This window comes from Calothrix sp. NIES-2100 (assembly GCF_963875285.1).
Classification (GTDB): domain Bacteria; phylum Cyanobacteriota; class Cyanobacteriia; order Cyanobacteriales; family Nostocaceae; genus Aulosira.
In genome coordinates this window covers 4,193,344-4,215,394 of sequence record NZ_CAWNLA010000001.1, presented here as the reverse complement: position 1 = coordinate 4,215,394, position 22,051 = coordinate 4,193,344, and the positions used below count along the sequence as shown (strand labels likewise).

Below are 22,051 nucleotides of genomic sequence, written 5' to 3'. Positions count from 1 at the left end.
AGGGGAAACAGGGAAAGGGGGAAAGGGGAAAGGGCGAAGGATGAAATGACAAATGACAAATGACAAATGACAATTTTCAAACTAAACAAGCTAAAAAATCTTGCTTGAGTTTGGCTTCATCTAGATTGCGCCCGATGAATACTAGTTCGTTTTTTGGAGTTTCGGTAGGTTTCCAGGGGCGATCGGGTTTACCATCAAATATCATATGCACTCCTTGGAAGACAAAGCGGTTTTCTTCCCCAGCAAGATTTAAAATGCCTTTCATGCGGAAGATATCGGGGCCTTGAGTCCGGAGTAATTCTGTCATCCAAGCATTTAATTTTTGCCCATCAACTGCACCCTTTTCTACTAAAGCGACAGAATAGACAGTTTCATCATGTACATGGGCATCTTCACCTAAGAAATTTGGGTCAATTTCTAAGGCACGATCTAAATCAAAGGCTTGTACTCCCAATAAAGCATCCATGTCTAACTCAGAATTGCGGGTACGGTAAATTTTCGCTAAAGCATTCATTCCCCGAATCCGCTTTTCTAGTTCTTCTAGGACATCCGGTGTTACTAAATCAGTTTTATTCAGTAAAATTACATCAGCAAAAGCAATCTGTTCTTGGGCTTCATCGGCTTCCCAATGCTGCCAGATATGCTTGGCATCAACAACGGTTACCACTGCATCTAAAGATAGCTGGCTTTGCATATCTTCATCCACAAAGAATGTCTGAATCACCGGCGCGGGGTCAGCTAGACCAGTAGTTTCAATGACTAAATGGTCAAATTTATCACGCCGCTTCATCAAATTACCAATGATGCGAATCAAGTCGCCTCTGACTGTACAACAGATACAGCCATTATTCATTTCAAAAATTTCTTCATCCGCATCGATAACCAATTGATTGTCTATACCTACTTCCCCAAACTCATTAACGATGACGGCTACTTTCTTACCGTGTTCGTAAGTCAGGATGTGATTGAGTAAGGTTGTTTTACCTGCACCAAGATAGCCGGTGAGAACTGTTACAGGGACTGAATTGGATGTTTCGGCAGAGATCATAATCTCAAAGCATCTGTAGTGATAATCATTATCCGCCTATGATAGCGCTTGTCAAAAGTCAATCGTCAATGGTCAATGGTACGGGTTTCAAGTTTATTTACGTTTTGTAGTATAGTTGGGGGCAATTCTGATTGACTGAGTTTACCTACACTACCGCCAGTGTTGCGATCGCCGAAATAGCTTTTGCGATCGCCGAAATAGCTTTTGCGATCGCCGAAATAGCTTTTGGGTTTGCCGAAATAGTAATTGCGATCGCCGAAATAGCTTTTGCGATCGCCGAAATAGCTTTTGGGTTCTCCGAAATAGCTTTTGGGTTCTCCGAAATAGCTTTTGGGTTCCCCGAAATAGCTTTTGGGTTCTCCGAAATAGCTTTTGGGTTCTCCGAAATAGCTTTTGCGATCGCCGAAATAGCTTTTGGGTTCCCCGAAATAGCTTTTGGGTTCTCCGAAATAGCTTTTGGGTTCTCCGATATAGCTTTTGCGATCGCCGAAATAGCTTTTGGGTTTGCCGAAATAGCTTTTAGGTTCCCCGATATAGTAATTGGGTTTGCCGAAATAGTAATTGGGTTCCCCGATATAGCAAATGCGAATCAGGTTAACACCCCTTGCCTATCCTGCAATCCCGCCGTCACCTCCGGGCTATCGGTTCCTGCGGGCGTTATATCGGGTAAGCGAAAGAATTATTTGTATCAACATTGAGGAGTCAAACCCACCATTCCCCAGCAGCATCCTTGAAGCAGTCGAGGATCTGAAAATCAAATATTTATTCTTTCTGGACAAAACTCCTTTAATTATGTCTTAAAAACATTTATCTTGCCAAATAATGTATGAATTAAAATCAAGATAGACCTTTGATTGCTGAGTATTTTTATCTTTTTAATCAAAAGACAAAACTCCTTTAATTATGTCTTATCTCCTTTTTAAAGCTATTGATTTCACTTTTGATATCGCCGAAGATAGATTCAAGAGTTAAGCAAACACAAGCTTAATTACCAAACAAATTACTTATACCAGGTAAAACAATCATGTCTAGAATCACAATTTCCGACTTGGCTATTGACTCCAATTCCTTCATCAATGAAGTAGCTGAAACTGAAGCCGCATTTATTAACGGTGGTTATAATCCACTCATAGTAGGTGCTTTTATTAAAGGCTATGGTAAGTTGATAGAAAAAATTGTTAAAGTGTTGGCCAAAACATATCTGACAGCCCTGAAACTCCTATTGGATGCAAACTAATAATTACTGTTGATTGAATTACCAATTATTATTTAATTTATAACGAGATAACATCTCAAGTAATTAGACAATAAACTGGGTAATTCTTTAAAATATTTACAAACAATTTCTCTAAACGCAAACTGCATTTTGTGTTTAGAGAAATTATTTTTTATCAATGAAGTACAGAGATAGGGGCACAAAATTGTTGTACCCTTACAATTATCTGTACTCTTTTGCAATCTGCCTTGTTATGCCCAGATCCCCGACTTCTTAAATAAGTCGGGGATCTAAGCTATATATATAATCAAAAGTTTATGAAGCGATCCTCAGCAATTCCTGCACTGGTTGAGAATAGGAATCTGATTCAAAATGGGGAATAATTTCTACTTGGGCTATTTGTTGCTTTAACCAATCTGCGAATAACTCACCCATAATCTTTAAGCATAACTGCTGTTCTAATTTTGGCTGGATGATTTCCTCAACCCAAATTAGATGCACTTTTTGGGCAATGATAATCGGTTTGAGTAACTCAGGAGGATTAGCCACAAAGACAGCAGCTGCAATATCCGGTTTAAATTCTTGACGATTTTTAACTCCACGATAGCCACCAGCGCGACGGAGTTCTGGATTTTGGATATGTTGACGAGTTACATCTTGGAAAGTAATTTCACCTTCAGTTACTGCATAAAATAATTCCCAAGCTAAATCTTCATCTTCTAAGACAACTTCATAGGTAACTGCTGCAAGATAATTCAGTTGATTTTCATAAAAATATGCTTCAACTTTGTCCGCAAATAAATGAGCCGCTAATTTGAGAGACAGCAAATTAATTTCGGCGATTTGTTCAAAATCTTCTAAACTAAGATAATGTTTTTGTAGCCATTTCCAAGTATCTTCAGCTTTGACGAGTCTGTTGGCTGCCCTTAAAGCATCAGCCGCTTCTTGGAGTTCTTCATTTTCTACTGTAATACCTGCTTCTTTAGCTGTATTAAAGATAATTTTCCGGCTGGCGATCGCTTCTAATAAACTGGGCACTTGACAAGAAATTTTCAGTTGTTCAATTATTTCTTTTTGAGATACATTCATAGTTTTGAACATTTTTGGATTCCTTGGATAATTTCAAGATATTTTTATGTAATACCAATTTAATGTGAAGTTGCACATATCTAGATCCCCCTAAATCCCCCTTAAAAAGGGGGACTTTAATAGATGTTTTTCCGGTTCCCCCCTTATTAAGGGGGGCTAGGGGGGATCGAATTCTATGCAGCTTCATAAAAAATTGGTATAACTTAAAGGTCTAAACCACCTTTTTGGAGCTTTTTAAACGGATCTAAAATGAAATCCATCAGGCGGCGCTGACGCACAATTACCTCTGCTGTTGCTGTTTGTCCAGGGGTTAAGGGAATACGTTTATTACCAGATTTAATCTCAGTTTGATTTAGGGCTATATCCATTTCAAAAACTTCTATTTTGCCTTGAGGAGTTTCCATAACTTTGGAATCTGGCGATATCCGCATGACTTTGCCGGCTACTACTCCATAATCTTGGAATGGATAGGCATCAAATTTGATTTTAACTGCCATTCCTACTTTTAAGAAACCACTTTGTTGACTAGGCATATTGGCTTTGAGAATAAAGGGAATCTCTTTAGGCGCAATTTGGGCGATTGTTTGACCAGTTTGGACAACTACACCAGGTTTTTTGATGGGTAAATTAAAAATTACACCATCAATTGGTGATTTGATTAAACGTTGTGCTAACTGTAGTTTGATAGAAGTAATCTGGCTTCTGGTTTGAGCTATTTCTGATTTCAGGCTGGTAATTTGGGTTTGCATATCTTTCAGTTGTTCCTGATTTTTTAACAAAGACAATTTACCAGCCTGAACTAAACTTTGATAACTATTTTGTTGTTCTTCTAACCTCAACTTTGCTTGTACAATATCTGCTTGGGCTTGGCGCATTATTCCCTGATAACGGTTTTGTTCTTCTTGTAAGCGTAACTTTGCTTGTTTGACATCAGATTCATTTTGCTCATATATTCTTTCGCTTTCATCAGCAATTTTTTCTAGTTCTACTACTTTAATTTGCGGCACAGCACCCTGTTCGCCTAGCGGGCGATAACGTTGGATTTCTACTAAATCTGTCCGCCAACGATTTATAGCTAAGTTATAGGATGTCTGAGTAGAAACCTGGTTTTGTTCTGCCTGATTGACTAATGCGAGTTTCTCTAATTTTTGTAGGTTATAAGTACTCTGTTTAGCATCTAAATTTTGCTGTGCTTGATGAACTTGAGAAAGTTTTTCTAATTCTTGGGATTTGTTTTGTTGTTCTTGCACACCAATTGCTAGTTGTAATTGGTTTTTAAATAGTTCTAGTTGTGCGAGGCGATTGATTAGCCCGTCTAGTTTTGCTTTTCCCTGTTGTAAGTCGGTTCGTAGTACATTAGATTCTAGTTCTACTAATAACTGTCCGGCTTTGACGGGTTCACCTTCTTTGACTTTGACAGCAATAATATTACCGCTAGCTTGAGTGTCTAATCTTTGAGTTTCACCTAATGGTTCAATCCGACCTCTAGCGCTTCCGGTTTCGTCAATTTGTGATAGCATCGCCCAAGGTAATACGATGGCACTAAAAATTACTAGTAAATATAGTAGTGACCTTGTCCAACGTTTTGGTAAGGCATCTAGTAGTTCTTCTGTACCGTAATACCAATCTTGAGACTTAGCTGCTACAGGCTGATTTTCTTCGCTGGTATTAGTTGGTTGTTCAGTTAAGACTGATGATGAATTATTAGCGGGATTAGGCATATTGAGTTTAGTTGAAGATTTATTTTTAAGACTGACAAGGAGAAGTGGATATTTTCAAATAATAAGTGATTCTCTAAATTTGTTTCGTGAAAAGTAATTTTTGAATTGAACCGCACCAGGCGCAGAGAACACAGAGAGATAAGAGTTGAGGAGTGCTATCGAAACCTGAGTTAGATGAGTTTTGTATTAGTTTTGTCTCGGTGTCTATCGTAGAAGGAAAGGAAGAGTGAAACGCCTATTTTTTCTTACCTCTCCCTCTCCTAGTAGGAGAGAGAGGCTGGGTGGGTAAGGTCTTGATAATTCACGTTATAGAAGTGAATAATTTCTAAGTTGTAAATCAGACTGCTTGGGCCAGTTGTTGTTGATTTAGGTAGTAGTAATGACCTTTTTTGGCGATTAATTCTTCATGAGTACCGCTTTCTATTAATAAGCCGCGATCTAATACTAAAATTAAGTCGGCTTTGCGGATTGTGGAGAGTCGATGGGCAATAATTAAGCTGGTACGTCCTTGGAGGATTGTGTTTAAATTGTTCTGAATGATGCGTTCTGATTCTGCATCTAGGTGGCTGGTGGCTTCGTCGAAAATCAATAAGGGAGGATTACCTAGTAAAGCCCGCGCAATTGCTAGACGTTGACGTTGTCCACCAGATAGCATCCCACCGCCTTCACCAATTTGGGTTTCGTAACCCATTGGTAATTGTTTAATAAATTCATCTGCACCGGCTAAACGCGCTGCTTCGCTAATTTCTGCTAAGGAAGATTCGGGGAAGGCGATACTAATATTTTCGCGAATCGTCCCACCAAATAAGAAGGTATCTTGATCGACAACACCGATTTGAGAACGCAGCGATCGCAAGGCTAAACTGGTGACATCATGACCATCAATTAAAATTTTACCGTCTGTGGGTGTATATAAACCCAAAATTAATTTTGCTAGGGTGGTTTTTCCGGAACCGCTACGTCCAACTAGGGCTACTGTTTGTTCTGGTAAAATTTCCAAGCTGAGGTTTTCTAGGACGTTAATATCACTATCTGGATGATAGCGGAAGGTGACATTTTCAAAGCGAATGTTACCGCGAATGGTGGCTAAATATTGTCGGGGTTGATTTTGTAAGTCTTCTTCGGGTTCGGCTGACAGGACATCATTAATCCGTTCTGTGGAAATAATTACCTCTTGTAATTGATTCCAGAGTACGGTGAGGCGTTGAAAGGGACTAATTATATTACCCAACAACATATTGAAAGCAACTAATTGCCCAATTGTTAGTTGATTTTGAATTACTAACCAAGCTCCAAACCACAGTAATCCTGTAGTTGCTACAGATTCAATTGTAGAACTAAAAAATTCCATTTGGTTACCAATTACCTGTCCCCGGAATAATTTTTTAGTTAAGTTATTGAGCAGTTCTTCCCAACGCCAGCGCACGCTTTGTTCAATTGCCATTGAGCGAATGGAACGAATACCTGTCAGTGATTGAATTAAATAACTATTCTCCTTAGCTAAAGCATTAAAAACTTCCCGGTTAATGCGGCGAAAGAATGGTGTGGCAACTATTGCCAAAATTAAAAATGGGGGCACAATTGCGAGTGCTAGCAGTGTCATTTGCCAGCTATACCAAAACATCAATCCGACATAAATAAATACTGTCAATAAATCGAGAATAATTGACAGTGCTTCGCCAGTAAGAAAGCGCTGAATTTTTTGATTTTCTTGGACGCGGGAAACAATATCACCGACGTAACGCGATTCAAAAAAAGCTAGGGGAAGGCGGAAGGTATGTTTAATAAAACCTACCATCAGTGCTACGCCGATGCGGTTGGCTGTGTGGTCTAATAGGTATTGTCGCAGTGTGTTGAGGGCGACGCGAAATAAACCAAAAATCAACAAACCACAGCCGACGGCGGTTAAGGTGAGGGTACTACCTTGAACAATTACTCTGTCTAAAAGTAACTGTGTGAATAGAGGTGTAATTAATCCAAACAATTGGATAAATAAGGAAGCAATGAAGACTTCTAACAGTACTTGCCAATGTGGTTTAATTAACTCGAATAATTGCCAAAATGGTGTATTCGCTTCTTCGCTTTCTTTGAGGAGGGCGGTAGGTTGCAAGATTAAAGCGTAACCTGTCCACCCAGCTTGGAATTGATGATGGGTGAGGGTACGTTGTCCGATCGCCGGATCGCCGACAATCACCTGTTTTTTGGTAACTTCATAGACGACGATATAATGATTACCTTCCCAATGGGCGATCGCAGGTAGGGGTTGTTGGGCTAATTTATCCAAGCTGGCTTTGACTGGACGGCTAGCAAAACCTATACTTTCACTGGCGGTGGCTAAACCGCGCAAGGAAACGCCGATGCGATTGACGTTGGCTAAATCCCGCAATCTGTTGATGCTGAACTGTTTACCCCAATAACGACCGATCATTACTAAACAAGCTACACCGCAATCAGTGGCGCTTTGTTGTTCAAAAAAGGGATAGCGTTTAGTTAGCTGTAACCATAGATGTTTGGCTTTGACTTGCGGTGAGGGAAAATAAGCGCGTCTTTCCTGCTTTTTTGGGGTAGCGATCGCCGGAAAGGGAATTACATTCGGAATTGGCGATTGGCGATCGTCTTTATCTTGCACAGAGTTGGTAAATTCTGTTAATTGCGGCCAAGATTGCTGTGCTGTTTGCCAATCCGCAGTCCGCAGACGATAGATAATTGTCGGTTGAATCGCTTGCCAATTACCCTGTTTTGGCTCAGCATAGATTTTACCCGGTATTAAACAACTACCGTCACCATGTCGCAATTTTCCTTGATGTAGCAAAACTAACTTAGTGTCTGAAACTAGAGATACTTGGTCAAACTCTTTTACAGCAATTCTTTCAAACAACGATAAGCCTTGAAAAATCCCTTCCACAGTCGCCTGTGGTTGTTGCTGACGATACAGCATCAGCAAATCCCAACGTTCTGCACGCAGCAACAGGCGATCGCAGATTTTGGGGTATTTAGCCATCAAAGTCTGCAATACATCTTTGTTGAGGTAACAGAGTTTTAAATTAGTTGAAGCCCTCGCCGCATAACAGCTAAATTCTGCTTCTGGAAACAAGGTCATTTCCCCAAATGATGACCCTGTTGTTAGGGTAGAAATTAAGTTACCAGATATATCTAATAATCTAACTTTACCGGTAATAACTAGATAAATTCCCGCCTGCGCCTCTGTTGATTGCCAAAATAGTTTTGCTACTGCTGGTTCAACAATTTCCACATTTGTCCAGCAATTCTGTAATTCCCGATTGTCAAGCTTTTCATTCAAGATACCAGTCAACAATTGACCTAGTTGTTCTTGGGAAAACTTTGATAGCATTACCTCTCCTATATCCCAAGTTTAGTGATTAATTTGAATTAAATTAAATGATTGATAGAAATGAGAATCACTGGCAGATTCTAAGTCACAAATTCTCACCCCATTTGCCTTGTTATCGTCAATAGTTGCTTTTTTAGATGAGCGTCTTTTTTGTGTAGCTAAACCCATCTCTTTAAGTAATCTATTAATGTGGCGATTACTGATTTCAATGCCAAATTCACTCGCCAAATGTTTGCTTAACCATTGAGATGTCCAATTACTAAATGCATAGCCATACTTCCGGGGGCTATGACTGAGCAATTCTTTTAATCTAGCGAGATATTGTTGATTCACAGTTTTAGGTCTACCTATTCGGCGTTGCTGCCATTCTTCAACTAAACCTGCTTTAGCAATAGTTATCCAATAACGTGCCATCTCCTGAGAACAACCTAAAATTTGGCAAATTTCCGTTTGTGATTTGCCCATATCTGCCAGCAACATAATTTCTAGTCGCCGCCGATATTCTGGTGGCAAATTAGCTGGTAAATTCTTCAATAAATCCTTGTATTGATCGGGCGTTAAAAACTTATTTTCATTATGGTGAAAGGGATTTTGTGACATAAAATTTATCGCTAAATCCAAATTTTTTCCAAATACATCCTCAATTGTTTGCAATGAAGATTTCACAAACCATTTAGGAATAATCACAGAATTAGCACGGTTAGGTGTATTTGAGATCATCATCCCAAGTGATGCATGAGAAAATTTAAATTACCTATGCATTCAAATACATAGTCAATGGCGATGGGGATGATTTACAGCAGATTGCAAGTGAGGTACAGATAATTGTAAGGCACTGCCGTGCCCCTACCGGCGTACCTCATTTACCTGAAATACGCTGTAATTCAAAATTGGCCCAGAATGTTGAGAAATCTGTGGCATAAATGGAATTATTTTATACTGTTTATTACCCTTAACTTAATGACGAATAATCTAGGAAAAATCAGATTTTTTCTCTGTAGTGAGTTTGATAATTTCCCTAAATCATACTCAATCACTGAATAGCTTATCCTCCAGAAATTGTAGTGATTCAGTATATCGCCGACAAATAATACCGATTCGTAATTAGGAAATTCTGACATCATCTAGGTTTTAGGGTTTGAATCTGTTGCCGAATTTTAGAGAATTGGTATCAGAAGTCAAGGTTGTAAAAATAGCAACAGCGACAGTTAACATGAACTGTCATACTTGCTAGTTGCAGATGCATTACCCATAACTATTTTTTGCTCCGCAGATTTTGACTAATCAGAATTATTCTGAAAAGCAACTTCATCATAGAAGCAGCAAAACATCAAACTGTGTTTTAACGCACTGTATTGTTGTAGTCTCTCATCCTAGATGATGTCAAGAGTCATTGTCTAAAAAAGCCAATTTTTAACTATAAAATCTGCTAATTGACCGATGCTTGAAAATTAAATCTTCAGAAAAACTAATTTTCATTAACGCATCTATCTTAAGGTAGAAATTAAAAATAAAATAACGTATTGTATTAATTTTGACTTAATTTTTGTTCGGAGAATTATTAAAATTGTCTGAGATATTGCTGAAAAAATCTTGTTAATTATAATACCATTTCTAGATGAAAATGCATATTATTAGCCTGCTTCCACAGGCTTTATTTGTTTAGCCCCACCCAAGTAGGGTGAGGGCGCGCATCAAAAATTTTCTTTATTAAGTAAAAAAGGCAGTACAGCTTCGAGAACCTCTGCTGGGTATTCTTCATGTAGTCCCAAGGAACCAGGAAGCACAACGCTGCTGACTGCTGGTAACGTGGAGATTGCTTCCATTTCGGCTTTTGATTTAGGTGGGCTAGATTCTGCAATTACAATCATGAGTGGTGCAGATAGCGATTTTACTAATCCCAGAAAATCAGATTGCGCGTGTACCGCATCAATATTACCAGTAACAAAGGCAGCAGAAGCAAATCGCGCTCCTGGTTGTTGGGTAGTTTGCCATTTCTTTTCCATGAAACTGGGTGTTAGCCTCGCCGCATCGACAAAGACATGGCGACGGTACATCCAATTTAAAAAAGATGGCTGGGTATTGAGTTTGTAGAGAAATTGACCAACAATAGGCGATCGCACTAATCCTCTCACCATACCTGCTATCTGGGGATTTGCGCCCATTGTCGGTAAAGGGCCACGCCAAGTGGGAGCCACTAAAACAATTTTGCTGAAACTCGTAGGCTGTTTTACAGCTAATTTCAATACATAACTAGCAGCATGACCAGCTGCTAAGACATTAATTGCTGTGTTCAAAACAGAATTGACAAAATCTGTTAAAAATTGTTCATATAACTCTGGACGGTAATCCAAACTCGGTCGAGAAGATTCACCAAAACCAGGCCAATCTACAGCTACAACTTGAAAATGAGGAGCTAGTAACCTAGCTATTTCACCCATTTCTTGACGGCTGGAAACGCTGCTGAAGGCAGGGAGGAGCAATAGGGGTGAACCATGACCAAGAGTTTCATACACTACCCTTAATGATTGATTTTCCCAATTCCAGAGAAATTCTTGCACTACTCCACCAAAGCCAACAGCGTTATCAATTGATAATAAATTGGTAGACATGAGTTTTTACTCGGCACTCAGTACTTATGGATCTAACTTACATTCCAACGCCTTTTTTTGCATGGTTTTAAAAATGTTATAAAAACCGTTAGCGCGGGAAGGTGTCAGGCTGACGTTTAAACCAGTTTCTTGGATAAAATCTGGTGCTAGTTGGACAATTTCTGTAGGCGATAAACCATTTAAACCTTCAATCAACAGCCCGACTAAGCCCTTAGTTAACTGGGAATCAGAATCTCCTTGATATTTAACCTTCCCATCCTCCAAGGTGGCGGTGACATAAACCTGAGAAACGCAACCAGGGACTTTATTTTCTGGTATCTTGTCAGCTTCTGGCAATGCTGGGAGCTTTTGCGCATACCAGATCAGTTGTTCGTAGCGCCGCTTCTGGTCAGAAGCGCGTTGAAAGCGCTGGACAATTTTCGCCAGAGCAGGTGGTAAAGAGTCTGTAGAAGAGGACATAACAGCAGCTGCAAATAAATCTGTCTTCCCTTGAGTGTAAATTATCTAGAGTGCGATCGCGTTTATGATGAGCATTTCCCAAGACTTGCGTACCCACTCATAGATGAATGGGTATTGAGAATTTTCTCTTTTCCAGTCTACTCAAGTTGCTTATGATATACATTGTAACTACACTGTAAGTATGAGCCAGTTGAGATTCGAGTGGGATGAACGCAAGGCTAGGTCTAATGAGCAAAAGCATGGTGTATCTTTCGAGGAGGCAGAAACTGTCTTTTATGATGAGAATGCCCGCTTAATCTATGACCCCGATCATTCTATAGAAGAGGATCGCTACATACTGTTGGGTATGAGTGATTCATTACGTTTACTATTGGTGTGTCATCTGTATCAGGAAAGTGAAGAAGTTATCCGCATCATCTCGGCTCGAAAAGCTACGAAAAAAGAGCGTCAGCAATATCAAAGTTTTTCCTTATGAAAGAAGAGTACGATTTCTCCCAGTCTGTTAAAAATCCATACATTAAAAAGCTGAAGAAGCAAGTGACAATTCGGCTTGAAGAAGATGTGGTTGATTATTTCAAAGCCCTAGCTGAAGAAACCGGCATTTCCTATCAGAGCCTGATCAATCTTTATTTACAGGATTGTGTAAAATCCCAGCGCAAGCCGTCTTTAGAGTGGGTGAGTAAAGTCTAGTAAAGCGATGAAATAGCAGCGATCGCGTTTATCATGAGCATTTCCCAAAACTTGCGTACTCAGTTGTCTATCGCCGCTGACTTGTGCCGTTAACTCGCAGTGCGATCGCCCCTGCAATAAAAAACAGCCCCCAAATTATAGGGGCTGAAATTGTCGATTTCAACAAACTAATGAAAGCTAACTTAATCTTGCAAAAGTACTTCCGCTGCAAGTCCTAGGCGGCGAAATCCATAAATGATACATCAGTGTTATCCAACAGAGGTTTATTGCTCAGAACCGCAAATTTTCCTCCAGAACCTAATCCGGCGACTGCACCATCGGCATTATAGAAAAGGTTGCCGGTAGAAGTATTGTAAACCAGGAAAGCACTGCTACCCCCTGCCAGACTGACTTCAGCCGCACTATCGGCAGTAATTGTGGCAAATTCACTGGCAATTATGCCATTACTCATGGTTAAGGAATTAAATACACTATGGGATAACAGGATGAGATCGGTGCCCTTGGTAAAGTCGGTTATGGTATCTGTGCCTAAATCGCTAAAGTTAGCCACTCCACCAAAGCCAAAATAATCTACCCCTTCACCCCCTGTGAGGCGATCGCTACCTTGAGTTCCCTGGAGGAAATCGTTCCCTGTTCCACCAGAAAGGGTATCATTACCAGCACCACCTGTGAGGGTATTATTACCAGCATTACCTGTGATGATGTTACTGAGGCTGTTGCCTGTACCATCGATATTTGCTGTACCTGTCAGGGTTAACTGTTCAACATTATCTATCAAGGTGTAGCTAATTGAAGCATTAACGGTATCTGTGCCTGAGTTAGCATTTTCGATGACTACATCTCCTAAACTATCCACCGTATAGCTATCGTTGCCAATTCCACCGTTGAGGGTGTCATCACCAAGACCACCGTTGAGGCTATCATTACCAGCACCACCTGTGAGGGTATTGTTACCAGCGTTACCTGTGATGATGTTACTGAGGCTGTTGCCTGTACCGTCGATATTTGCTGTACCTGTCAGGGTTAGCCGTTCAACATTATCTGTCAAGGTGTAGCTAATTGAGGCATTAACGGTATCTGTGCCTGAGTTAGCATTTTCGATGACTACATCTCCTAAACTATCCACCGTATAGCTATCGTTGCCAAGTCCACCGTTGAGGGTGTCATCACCAAGACCACCGTTGAGGATATCATTGCCATCACCACCGTTGAGGCTATCATTGCCATCACTACCTATGAGGCTATCATTGCCAGTGCCACCAATCAGGGTATCATTGCCAGCGTCACCTGTGAGGGTATCATTGCCAGCGTTACCTGTGAGGGTGTTATTACCAGCGTTACCTGTGAGGGTGTTATTACCAGCGTTACCTGTACCGTCGATATCTGCTGTACCTGTCAGGGTTAGCCGTTCAACGTTATCTGTTAAAGTGTAGCTGACTGAGGCATTGATGGTATCTGTACCTGAGTTAGTATTTTCAACGATGACATCTCCAATACTGTCAACTATGTAAGTATCGTTGCCACCTCCCCCTGACATGGTGTCGTCACCAGCTTTACCATCTAGGGTGTTACTACCACTGTTACCTGTAATCGTGTTGTTGAGTGCGTTACCCGTACCTGAAAGGTTGCTAGTGCCTGTTAACACTAACTTTTCTAGATGATTTCCCAAGGTGTAGCTGATGGCAGCGTTAACCGTATCTATCCCTTCGTTGAGGTTTTCTGTGACTACATCGCCAACACTATTAACGGTGTAAATATCATCGTCTAAACCGCCGATCAGGGTATCATTACCGAGACCTCCATTTAGGGTATCATTGCCAGCATTACCTGTGAGGGTATTATTGCCACTATTCCCCGTGATGATGTTATCCAGAAAACTTCCTGTGCCGTTGATGTTGGCTGTACCCGTTAACGTGAGATTTTCTAGGGCACTTCCCAAGGTATAGCTGATGGCAGCTTTAACTGTATCTATGCCTTGGCCATTTATTTCCATGACCACATCCCCAACACTATCCACAATGTAAGTGTCATCGCCAGCGCCACCTGTGAGGGTGTCATTTCCGGCTTTGCCATCGAGGATGTTATTGCCGCTACTACCTGTGATGTAGTTATTCAGGCTGTTTCCTGTGCCATTGATGTTAGTAGCAGCACTTAACCTCAAATTTTCTAGGTGATCGCCCAAGGTATAACTAATGTCGGCGTAAACGATGTCTATCCCTTCGTTGAGGTTTTCATAAACTCGATCCCCAACCTCATCAACATAATAGGCATCATCTCCCAATCCCCCGATCATGGTATCGCTACCATCTGCTCCGTTTAGGGTATCATTGCCCAGTCCCCCTGTCAGACTATCATTGCCCCCAATTCCTCCAGAGATATAGTCATTACCTGCACCGCCTTGTACAGTGTCATTACTGGCATCGCCACCGGTGAGCAAGTCATCGTAGGGCGTTCCTGTAATATTGACCCCTTCAAAGTTCAAATAGTAAAAGTAATAATTACTAGTAGGGTTCCGAGAAGTAATATAGCTAGCACCGCTAATAATCCCCTGATTATTCACCCCAATGTTCGCACCAGTTGCAGTGCTATAGTCTGCGTATAAGATATCGATTCCGGCTCCGGCATCAATTGTCCCGCCAAAGATATAATTCGTGACATTGAAGATATCATTGCCACTTCCTGTGTAAATCTGGTTGATTCGTTCCAAATTTTGAACGATTGTATTACTATCTCCAGCTAAGTTGACACTGGTATCGGTCAAATTTAATGTCCAATTGTTAGTCGAATCCTGTAAATATAAAAAGAGGGTATCTATACCTTCTCCCCCATCTAGGTTATCTCCTATACCCCCTTTTAGGGTGTCATTCCCTGTCCCCGCTTGTAAGATATCACTTCCTCCAGCCCCATCTAAATCATCATTCCCTTCACCCCCTTCTAAGACATCACTCTCACTACCCCCGTATAAAACATCATTCCCAGTACCGCCAATCAGCAGATCGCTTCCTTCTCCACCACCAATGACATCATTTCCCCCTGAACCGTCAAGGGTATCATTCGCCTCTAACCCCTCAATGTAATCATCTCCACTACTTCCTAGAATCAGGTTAGGTTTTTCATCTCCGACAAAACTCGCCATTTCTACCCCGATATTTACCCCATCCAGGCTAATAACTGCGCGATCGCTCTCGGCTTTCAAGTGTCCTAACTCTGTCTCGGACAAACTCTCTCCCATCACCAACGCCGAGAAAATTCTTCCTTCATCCCCATCACTATCATTATTGCCATTCAATACCCCATCTATATAATGGCCATATTCTTCTAAAATTAACCCTACTAACCCTTGAATATCACTAACTTGCTGTAAATACTCATAAGCTAGATAAATTGTCCCTGTTTCTGCACTATAAGCTCCAATTGCTCCATTTAGGTCAGACTGATAGCGAATTTCTAAAAGCGGAAAATTACTAAAATCCCCATTTATCCAGGTTGTCTGTAAGCTATCTGCTTCCGGGTTTGGGTTAAAAGCCAATGCCATTTTAGAGACAAATTCAGGTTCCTTGGCAAAGCTTTGTAATCTAGATTGACTTGATAAAATTCCCTGTTCTAAGACAGCTAAAACAGATAGATCGAGTTCTAGAGAATTGACCGTTAAAGAGAAAATTGCAGTCATAACTAATTCCAAAATCAAGAATGAAAACTCGCTTTTTACACCAAGGGTAAAAAGTTAGGTTGGTGCGTTGTGCTGTGCAATAACAAGCTTTACGCTAATACTGAACACATAAACACTTTTTTAAATACAACAACTAAATATTCTTTTACGGAAAAATACTGAAGCTTTGTGATGAGAAATTAGTAACGACTGCCTTCCTGATGTTTGTCCCATTCGTTACTTTGAATGACCAGCCCCTAGCCCCTACGATCAAGACAAGTTAAAATAATTCGTAATTGATAATTCGTAATTTGTAGTGTAGGGGCGGGTTCACCGATATCCACGTTGCGAAACAAAGATCCAAATAAACCCGCCCCTACAGACGGTGATTCAGAGTAGGGGCGGGTTCACAGATATCCTTGTTGGGTATCGACGATTCAAATAAACCCGCCCCTACAAACTGGCTCCACGTAGAGATGAAGGGGAATTAAACCCAAAAATTACGAACTTGTACTGAGCGAAGCCGAAGTATTACGAATTACGAATTAGTAATTAGTTAAAGTACAGACAACTGACTTTAAATAAAGCACACAAGGAGCGCGTAACAGATGGGTAAGGGGAGGTTAGAAGCGTTCAGTGATGGCGTGCTTGCCATCATCATCACGATTATGGTGCTGGAACTGAAGGTTCCGCACGGTGATAATTTAGCGGCGTTGCGTCCGCTGATTCCGGTATTTTTGAGTTATGTGCTGAGTTTTATTTACATTGGTATTTACTGGAACAACCACCATCATTTATGGCAAGCAGTCAGACACGTTAATGGACGTATTCTGTGGGCTAATCTGCATCTGCTATTCTGGTTGTCGCTGATTCCCTTTGTCACTGGCTGGATGGGCGAGAACCATTTCGCCGCCTGGCCAATTGCTCTTTATGGTACGGTATTGTTGTTTTCGGCGATCGCCTACTACATTCTTACACTAGCTTTAATCAATCATCACGGTAGGGATTCTACCTTAGCGATCGCACTCGGTCGAGATTTCAAGGGCAAAATATCACTTGTATTCTATGCTGTGGCTATTCCCCTTTCCTTTGTCAACTCCTGGATAGCCTTTGGAATATACGTTCTGGTGGCGATTATGTGGCTCATCCCGGATCGGCGCATTGAAAAACATCTGACTTCCTGAAAAGTGCGATCGCCAACTAATGGTCTGGAACTGCCCATACACTAAAATACCGCAGCAAAGCAATAGTAATAAGTTAAGTATTGAGAATAATCGTTAAATATTGCTGCAAAATTAGCCTGATTTCTTGAAATTGGTTGGCAAATATTCAGATCATATTTCAATGATCAACAAATTTTAGGAGCGAAACAGTTGCTTACTTCAATCTTATTAGCTGCTTCCACTGTGCCCACCACCCTGCAATGGAGTCCAACAGTTGGGATAATCATGATCATCGCGAATATTATTGCGATCGCCTTTGGCAAATCAACCATCAAGTATCCCAGTGCCGAACCAGCTTTACCCTCACCTAATTTATTTGGTGGCTTCGGTGCGCCTGCATTACTCGCCACCACCGCTTTTGGGCATATTTTAGGCACGGGTATTATTTTAGGGCTACATAACCTGGGAAGAATCTAGGTTTTGTTAGCTGATTTAATTGCTCTTTTGTCTACAACCATACATAAGCTAGAGATTTAATTCTCTGGCTTTTTTTGTGTTCAATACCAAGTTGCAAAAAATTGTATCAATTAGCTTTTTTAATCAGCAGCAATTGTAGTATCAAAAACACCAAGTTGTTATTTAACTTACTTGCTAAATGACTAGACAGGCATGGGAGCTAAACCGTGCAACTGACGTACAGCGTTAATGCAGATTGGGCAATCACAACCAAATAATTTTATCGCCTCATCACTTTCTGCATCAGTGAATTCTAGTTCAGCAGGCTGGTTTGATTGAGCTTGCGCTACTGTCATCTCAGGTTTGGCTGGAGAAACAGCATTGTCAACCTGTATACATACCTGTGTAGGAGTTGCTGAGTGGGGGGAACGTACACAAGATAAATGAGTACCTACTGGAGTCACTGTTTGACTGGCGTTAGCTGGTCTGGTCATCATGACCATAGATAGCATAGACATAAACAGTGCTGGGGTGGAAAGCAAAGAGAGGACAAATCTCTTGTTCATGTATTCTCCAATATTCGGTAATTAAAGATGCAACTTATCATTTCACATCAATGGGTGATTGATCAGTCCATCTTATACAAATTCTGATAAAATGGCATGATCTATTTCACATGAGTTGAACAACACTGTACAGCGATTTGAGTTTGGACTTTACACCACTTGCTTTATCTGAGATTTTGCTAATTCACCAGGAGCAAACGCACCATTTTCTGTGATGATGGCTGTAATAAATTCTGCTGGTGTGACATCAAAAGCAGGATTATAAAACTCAACACCTTCAGGTGTGAGCATGGTATCGCCTACTTGATAAATTTCTTTGGGATTACGCTCTTCAATCGGAATTTGGCTACCATCGGCTAATTCAAAATCAACGGTAGACAGGGGAGCAGCGACAAAAAAAGGAATATTATGTGCTTTAGCTGCGATCGCCACACTATAAGTCCCAATTTTATTAGCGGTATCACCATTGGCAGCAATTCTATCAGCACCAACAACAACTGCATGAATTAAACCCTGTTTCATGCAATGGGCTGCCATGTTGTCAGTAATTAGCGTTACCGGAATGCCTTCTTGAACACATTCCCAAGCAGTGAGTTTTGCGCCTTGTAAACGGGGGCGGGTTTCGTCAGCGAACACACGCGCTAAACGTCCTTCTCTCCACGCAGAACGCACCACACCCAAAGCAGTACCATAACCAGCAGTAGCTAATGCCCCAGCGTTACAATGAGTCAAAATTGTCAGCTTTTCTGGGGTTTTCGGTAATACTGCCAAGCCATTGTCACCGATTGCCTGACAAGTTTGCAAATCTTCAGTATGAATACTTTGGGCAGTTTGTAACAAAATTTGTTTGAGTTCTGCTACTGTTCCCAGCGATTCATAGGCAGTTTTCATCATCCGACTAATTGCCCAAAATAAATTTACCGCCGTCGGACGAGTGGAACGCAACAACTGGGCAACTTGCTCTAAGCGTTGTAAAAATTCATTCCGGTTGCTGGTTTCAATCTCCCTCGCCCCAAGATAAATACCGTATGCTGCGGCTACACCAATTGCTGGCGCACCTCGGACAATCATCGTTTTGATTGCCAAAGCCATATCTTCACTACGGTGAATTTCCACAAAAGCATACTCGTTGGGTAAGCGAGTTTGGTCAATCAGCGATACCGAGTCATCGTGCCAAATAATTGGATAAACTTGGTTGGGAGAAGGTGTCATAGAACTTGAGACATATTGCAAGTAGGCATTAACTGAATGTAACTCAGCCTCAGCGACAAAGGCGATGGCACTATTTTAATTTTTGCAAGGCGATGCGATGTCTACGACAAGCCGCTGGGCGTCTACGCATTGTCACTCAATACAATCCCATTGTCACTCAATACAATCGCATTGTCACTCGATACAATCGCATTGTCACTCGATACAATTGCATTGTCACTCGATACAATTGCATTGTCACTTGATACAATTGCATTGTCACTCGATACAATTGCATTGTCACTCGATACAATTGCATTGTCATGGGATGCGATCGCGTTGTCATGAGATGCGATTACAGAGCTTTCAAGTTAGACACTCATGCGATAAATCACACAACGAGGGCATAAAAATCTCTCTTTCCCATGCCCAATGCCCCTAGATAATACTAAATAAAATTACAAAACATCGCCTCACCCCACTGTCAGGAGTTTAATAGTCACGTCAGAGATACTGTGACAATATTTATGCGCTTATTCAAAATGTTCGGGAAACATCTCAGCAAGAGGTATTATTATCCGCTGCTATCCTTGGGGCTAGTTTGCGTCTTGCTATTCACTTCTGTCGGAGTCGGTCAAGCACAGCAAGATGAAAGTTATACAGTGCCAACTAATACCACTTCTACTCAGCAACCTAGCAATGCGGCGGCGAGTGTACTTGATGTGACTTCGATTACAAGCATCAGTCCTAAAGAATTGTATGTTGCCATTCCTCAGTCACTTGTAGCCGAAAATTTTAGAGCTAACCCCCAAGAACGGCTGAATTTAGTTATCACAGGTGACAACTTCCCTCAACCAGACAGTCCGCTCAAAAATCAAATTGCAGTTAAAATTGGTAATCCTCCTGATAATGCTACGACTACTAATGTTAGAGTTGCAGAAGATGGAAGGGCAATTTTTGCCAGCTTTACTAACACTCAGCTCAAGAATTTGCCACGGGGAACACACCCTGTAAGAGTAGAAGTGGCTGGAAACGCAACTAGCATAAATCCCCAAATCACTGAGGATCAACTTCAGGTGAATGTCACTCGCCCTGTAAGTAATCTAACAACGTTCATTGTGTTTGGGATCACTACTTTTGTCACCCTGATCATAGTGGGAATCATCTACGCCCTAGCTACAGAGTCAAAAAAAACCAACTTACCTGCTAATTCCCTCAGAAAAAGTAATCAAAAAAGTCTCAATTCATTAGAATGGCTACTCCTAGACCGGGAGACAAACACCTTTAGTCTGGCACGTACCCAGTTTGTCTGGTGGCTGACTATCATTGTTTTTGGCTATTTATTTCTATTCATCGGGCGCGGAGTCATTCAAGGTATTTGGGAGTTCATTCCTTTATCCGGATTCGCCTATACTTTTTTGATTAGTTTAGTCACACTGGTAACAGCACAAGCAACTTCCAACATCCGTGGTAGTAAAGGATCTGGGGATGTTAATCCTGCTTGGTCAGATTTAGTGGTGCATGGTGGTGTAGTAGCCTTGGAACGGGTACAGCAGCTAGTTTGGAATTTAATTATTGGTATTGCTTTTATCGTAATTCTGCTAGTTACCTATACAACTGCATCTTCTTTACCATCCATCCCCCAAGAAATTTTAGTACTTATGGGAATCAGTGCGGGTGGCTACATTAGTGGTAAAGCTGTCCGCAAAGCAGGCCCCAATATCACCCAAGTAGTACTGTGCGATGAGCCTCAAGACCCAAGCACCAATCCTTACCTGAGCGTTGCTGGCGAACATTTGTCTCAAGCAGGAAGTGTCATCGTTCAAATTGTGTATTTAGATGAGGCCAATAATGAAAAACCCGAAACGCGGATTGAGGTGAAACAAGATAGCATTTGTACACTAGATCCTGATCCTAATAGTCCGGGAGAGTTTTGCAAAAAATTGCAAATTAATTTTAATACTTTGAATGCACTTCCAGATGAGCAATGGCATGAATGGCTACAAACTTTCGCTGATAATTTTACAGCACAAAAGGTCAAAATTACCCTGATTAATGCCGATGGACAACGGGCTGTTTGGGATGGTACTAATCCTGCACCTGAAAGAAAAACAGCTCATGCATTACAATCACAATATTAGGGGAGATTAAATTCGTAATCAGGGCTTTAATCCTGGATTCACCCTGCACTAAAGTCCTGACTAAAAACCTATCAAAAATTTAGCAATGAACCGAGAATTTTAGTAATTCTCACTCCGTAAATCGTCAATAACATCTCTACTAGCAGCCATCTCGACACTGCGCTTGGCTTGCTCAATATTAGCTTTGGCTCTGTTACGCCAACCTATAGCTGCATGAGCGTCTTCTTCTGGGGATATGTCTTTTTCTGCACTACGCAACAGCTTATAAATAGTCCGGAACTTATCTAGATGTTTAACAGAAGTATCAACATTTGGATTATCTTGCACATCTTTTTTGTCTATAACTGATGCTTTATCAAGCTCTTGGATGGCTTGATGAATCTGCTGATAAGCTATATTTGTTTCATGTACTACATTCGGCTCATCATGTTCTTGCAGAAGTAATTCAGCTTTCCGAAGATCGCTGCGTGCATGGAGATATAAGGGATGCTTACCAGGGGTATCGGCTCCAGCGATACCAGAACTCAGAGAAGCTGCGACTAATCCTGCTAAGAGACCAACCAAGCTAATTTTACGGACAATCATAATTTTGCACCAAATTACGATGAGTGTGAATTTGTTAATTGGTTAGACTCATTTATTATTCAAAAAGTTGTGTGCAATTTATGTCAATATTGTGTCAAGGCTATGTTTTATTG

At 41.0% G+C, this 22,051-nt stretch carries 18 protein-coding genes; 7 read left to right on the top strand and 11 right to left on the bottom strand.

Going from position 1 to position 22,051, the window contains the following annotated elements; all coding sequences use genetic code 11:
* Positions 1-76 precede the first annotated feature (76 nt).
* Positions 77-1,048 (bottom strand): CobW family GTP-binding protein, encoded by a 972-nt coding sequence (locus AACU32_RS17200; protein WP_096601506.1) that lies wholly within the window; start codon positions 1,046-1,048, stop codon positions 77-79.
* Positions 1,049-1,179: 131 nt separating this feature from the next.
* Between AACU32_RS17200 and AACU32_RS17195 the strand changes: the two genes are divergently transcribed.
* Together AACU32_RS17195 and AACU32_RS17190 are read left to right on the top strand one after the other, a co-directional pair.
* Entirely contained in the window at positions 1,180-1,746 is a 567-nt protein-coding gene (locus AACU32_RS17195) for a hypothetical protein (RefSeq protein WP_339377999.1), read from the top strand.
* Between the two features lie 326 nt (positions 1,747-2,072).
* Positions 2,073-2,285 carry a hypothetical protein gene (locus tag AACU32_RS17190; RefSeq protein ID WP_096601503.1) on the top strand — a complete coding sequence of 71 codons (213 nt, stop codon included), beginning with the start codon at positions 2,073-2,075 and terminating at the stop codon, positions 2,283-2,285.
* Positions 2,286-2,579: 294 nt separating this feature from the next.
* Here the strand turns inward: AACU32_RS17190 and AACU32_RS17185 are convergent, their stop codons facing one another.
* The 6 genes from AACU32_RS17185 to AACU32_RS17160 all read right to left on the bottom strand — a co-directional run bounded on the left by AACU32_RS17185 (position 2,580) and on the right by AACU32_RS17160 (position 11,497).
* Positions 2,580-3,365: a peptidylprolyl isomerase gene (locus AACU32_RS17185; RefSeq protein ID WP_096601500.1), complete on the bottom strand. Its 786-nt coding sequence runs from the start codon at positions 3,363-3,365 to the stop codon at positions 2,580-2,582.
* 191 nt (positions 3,366-3,556) lie between these two features.
* A complete protein-coding gene (locus tag AACU32_RS17180) occupies positions 3,557-5,074 on the bottom strand; it encodes an HlyD family efflux transporter periplasmic adaptor subunit (RefSeq protein ID WP_096601497.1) in 1,518 nt (505 codons plus the stop codon).
* A gap of 337 nt (positions 5,075-5,411) precedes the next feature.
* A complete protein-coding gene (locus tag AACU32_RS17175; RefSeq protein WP_096601494.1) occupies positions 5,412-8,426 on the bottom strand; it encodes a peptidase domain-containing ABC transporter in 3,015 nt (1,004 codons plus the stop codon).
* Positions 8,427-8,447: 21 nt separating this feature from the next.
* Positions 8,448-9,026 (bottom strand): helix-turn-helix domain-containing protein, encoded by a 579-nt coding sequence (locus AACU32_RS17170; protein ID WP_096608050.1) that lies wholly within the window; start codon positions 9,024-9,026, stop codon positions 8,448-8,450.
* Between the two features lie 1,094 nt (positions 9,027-10,120).
* Positions 10,121-11,038: an alpha/beta fold hydrolase gene (locus tag AACU32_RS17165; protein ID WP_096601491.1), complete on the bottom strand. Its 918-nt coding sequence runs from the start codon at positions 11,036-11,038 to the stop codon at positions 10,121-10,123.
* Between the two features lie 24 nt (positions 11,039-11,062).
* Positions 11,063-11,497 (bottom strand): SufE family protein, encoded by a 435-nt coding sequence (locus tag AACU32_RS17160; protein WP_096601488.1) that lies wholly within the window; start codon positions 11,495-11,497, stop codon positions 11,063-11,065.
* A 181-nt stretch (positions 11,498-11,678) separates the two neighbouring features.
* Here AACU32_RS17160 and AACU32_RS17155 point away from each other — a divergent pair, with 181 nt between their 5' ends.
* A complete protein-coding gene (locus AACU32_RS17155) occupies positions 11,679-11,972 on the top strand; it encodes a BrnT family toxin (RefSeq protein ID WP_096601485.1) in 294 nt (97 codons plus the stop codon).
* The gene (locus AACU32_RS17150; RefSeq protein WP_096601482.1) at positions 11,969-12,187 is read left to right on the top strand and encodes a DUF6364 family protein; all 219 of its coding nucleotides are present in this window, start codon (positions 11,969-11,971) and stop codon (positions 12,185-12,187) included. The genes AACU32_RS17155 and AACU32_RS17150 overlap by 4 nt, the downstream gene beginning before the upstream one ends.
* Positions 12,188-12,401: 214 nt before the next feature.
* Here the strand turns inward: AACU32_RS17150 and AACU32_RS17145 are convergent, their stop codons facing one another.
* Positions 12,402-15,857 (bottom strand): calcium-binding protein, encoded by a 3,456-nt coding sequence (locus AACU32_RS17145; RefSeq protein ID WP_339377997.1) that lies wholly within the window; start codon positions 15,855-15,857, stop codon positions 12,402-12,404.
* Positions 15,858-16,444: 587 nt separating this feature from the next.
* On the opposite strand from AACU32_RS17145, the gene AACU32_RS17140 reads away from it, so the two are divergent.
* Together AACU32_RS17140 and psaK are read left to right on the top strand one after the other, a co-directional pair.
* Positions 16,445-17,020 carry a TMEM175 family protein gene (locus tag AACU32_RS17140; RefSeq protein ID WP_096601479.1) on the top strand — a complete coding sequence of 192 codons (576 nt, stop codon included), beginning with the start codon at positions 16,445-16,447 and terminating at the stop codon, positions 17,018-17,020.
* A gap of 189 nt (positions 17,021-17,209) precedes the next feature.
* Entirely contained in the window at positions 17,210-17,476 is a 267-nt protein-coding gene (psaK, locus tag AACU32_RS17135; RefSeq protein ID WP_096601476.1) for a photosystem I reaction center subunit PsaK, read from the top strand.
* A 182-nt stretch (positions 17,477-17,658) separates the two neighbouring features.
* Here the strand turns inward: psaK and AACU32_RS17130 are convergent, their stop codons facing one another.
* Both AACU32_RS17130 and mtnA read right to left on the bottom strand, forming a co-directional pair.
* The gene (locus AACU32_RS17130; RefSeq protein WP_339377996.1) at positions 17,659-17,973 is read right to left on the bottom strand and encodes a hypothetical protein; all 315 of its coding nucleotides are present in this window, start codon (positions 17,971-17,973) and stop codon (positions 17,659-17,661) included.
* Between the two features lie 198 nt (positions 17,974-18,171).
* Positions 18,172-19,233, bottom strand: a complete 1,062-nt coding sequence (gene mtnA, locus AACU32_RS17125; RefSeq protein ID WP_096601470.1) for an S-methyl-5-thioribose-1-phosphate isomerase — start codon at positions 19,231-19,233, stop codon at positions 18,172-18,174.
* Positions 19,234-19,820: 587 nt separating this feature from the next.
* On the opposite strand from mtnA, the gene AACU32_RS17120 reads away from it, so the two are divergent.
* Complete coding sequence (locus AACU32_RS17120; protein ID WP_339377995.1) at positions 19,821-21,353, top strand: hypothetical protein; 1,533 nt, start codon at positions 19,821-19,823, stop codon at positions 21,351-21,353.
* A gap of 99 nt (positions 21,354-21,452) precedes the next feature.
* Here the strand turns inward: AACU32_RS17120 and AACU32_RS17115 are convergent, their stop codons facing one another.
* Positions 21,453-21,938: a hypothetical protein gene (locus AACU32_RS17115; RefSeq protein ID WP_096601464.1), complete on the bottom strand. Its 486-nt coding sequence runs from the start codon at positions 21,936-21,938 to the stop codon at positions 21,453-21,455.
* Positions 21,939-22,051: the final 113 nt, after the last annotated feature.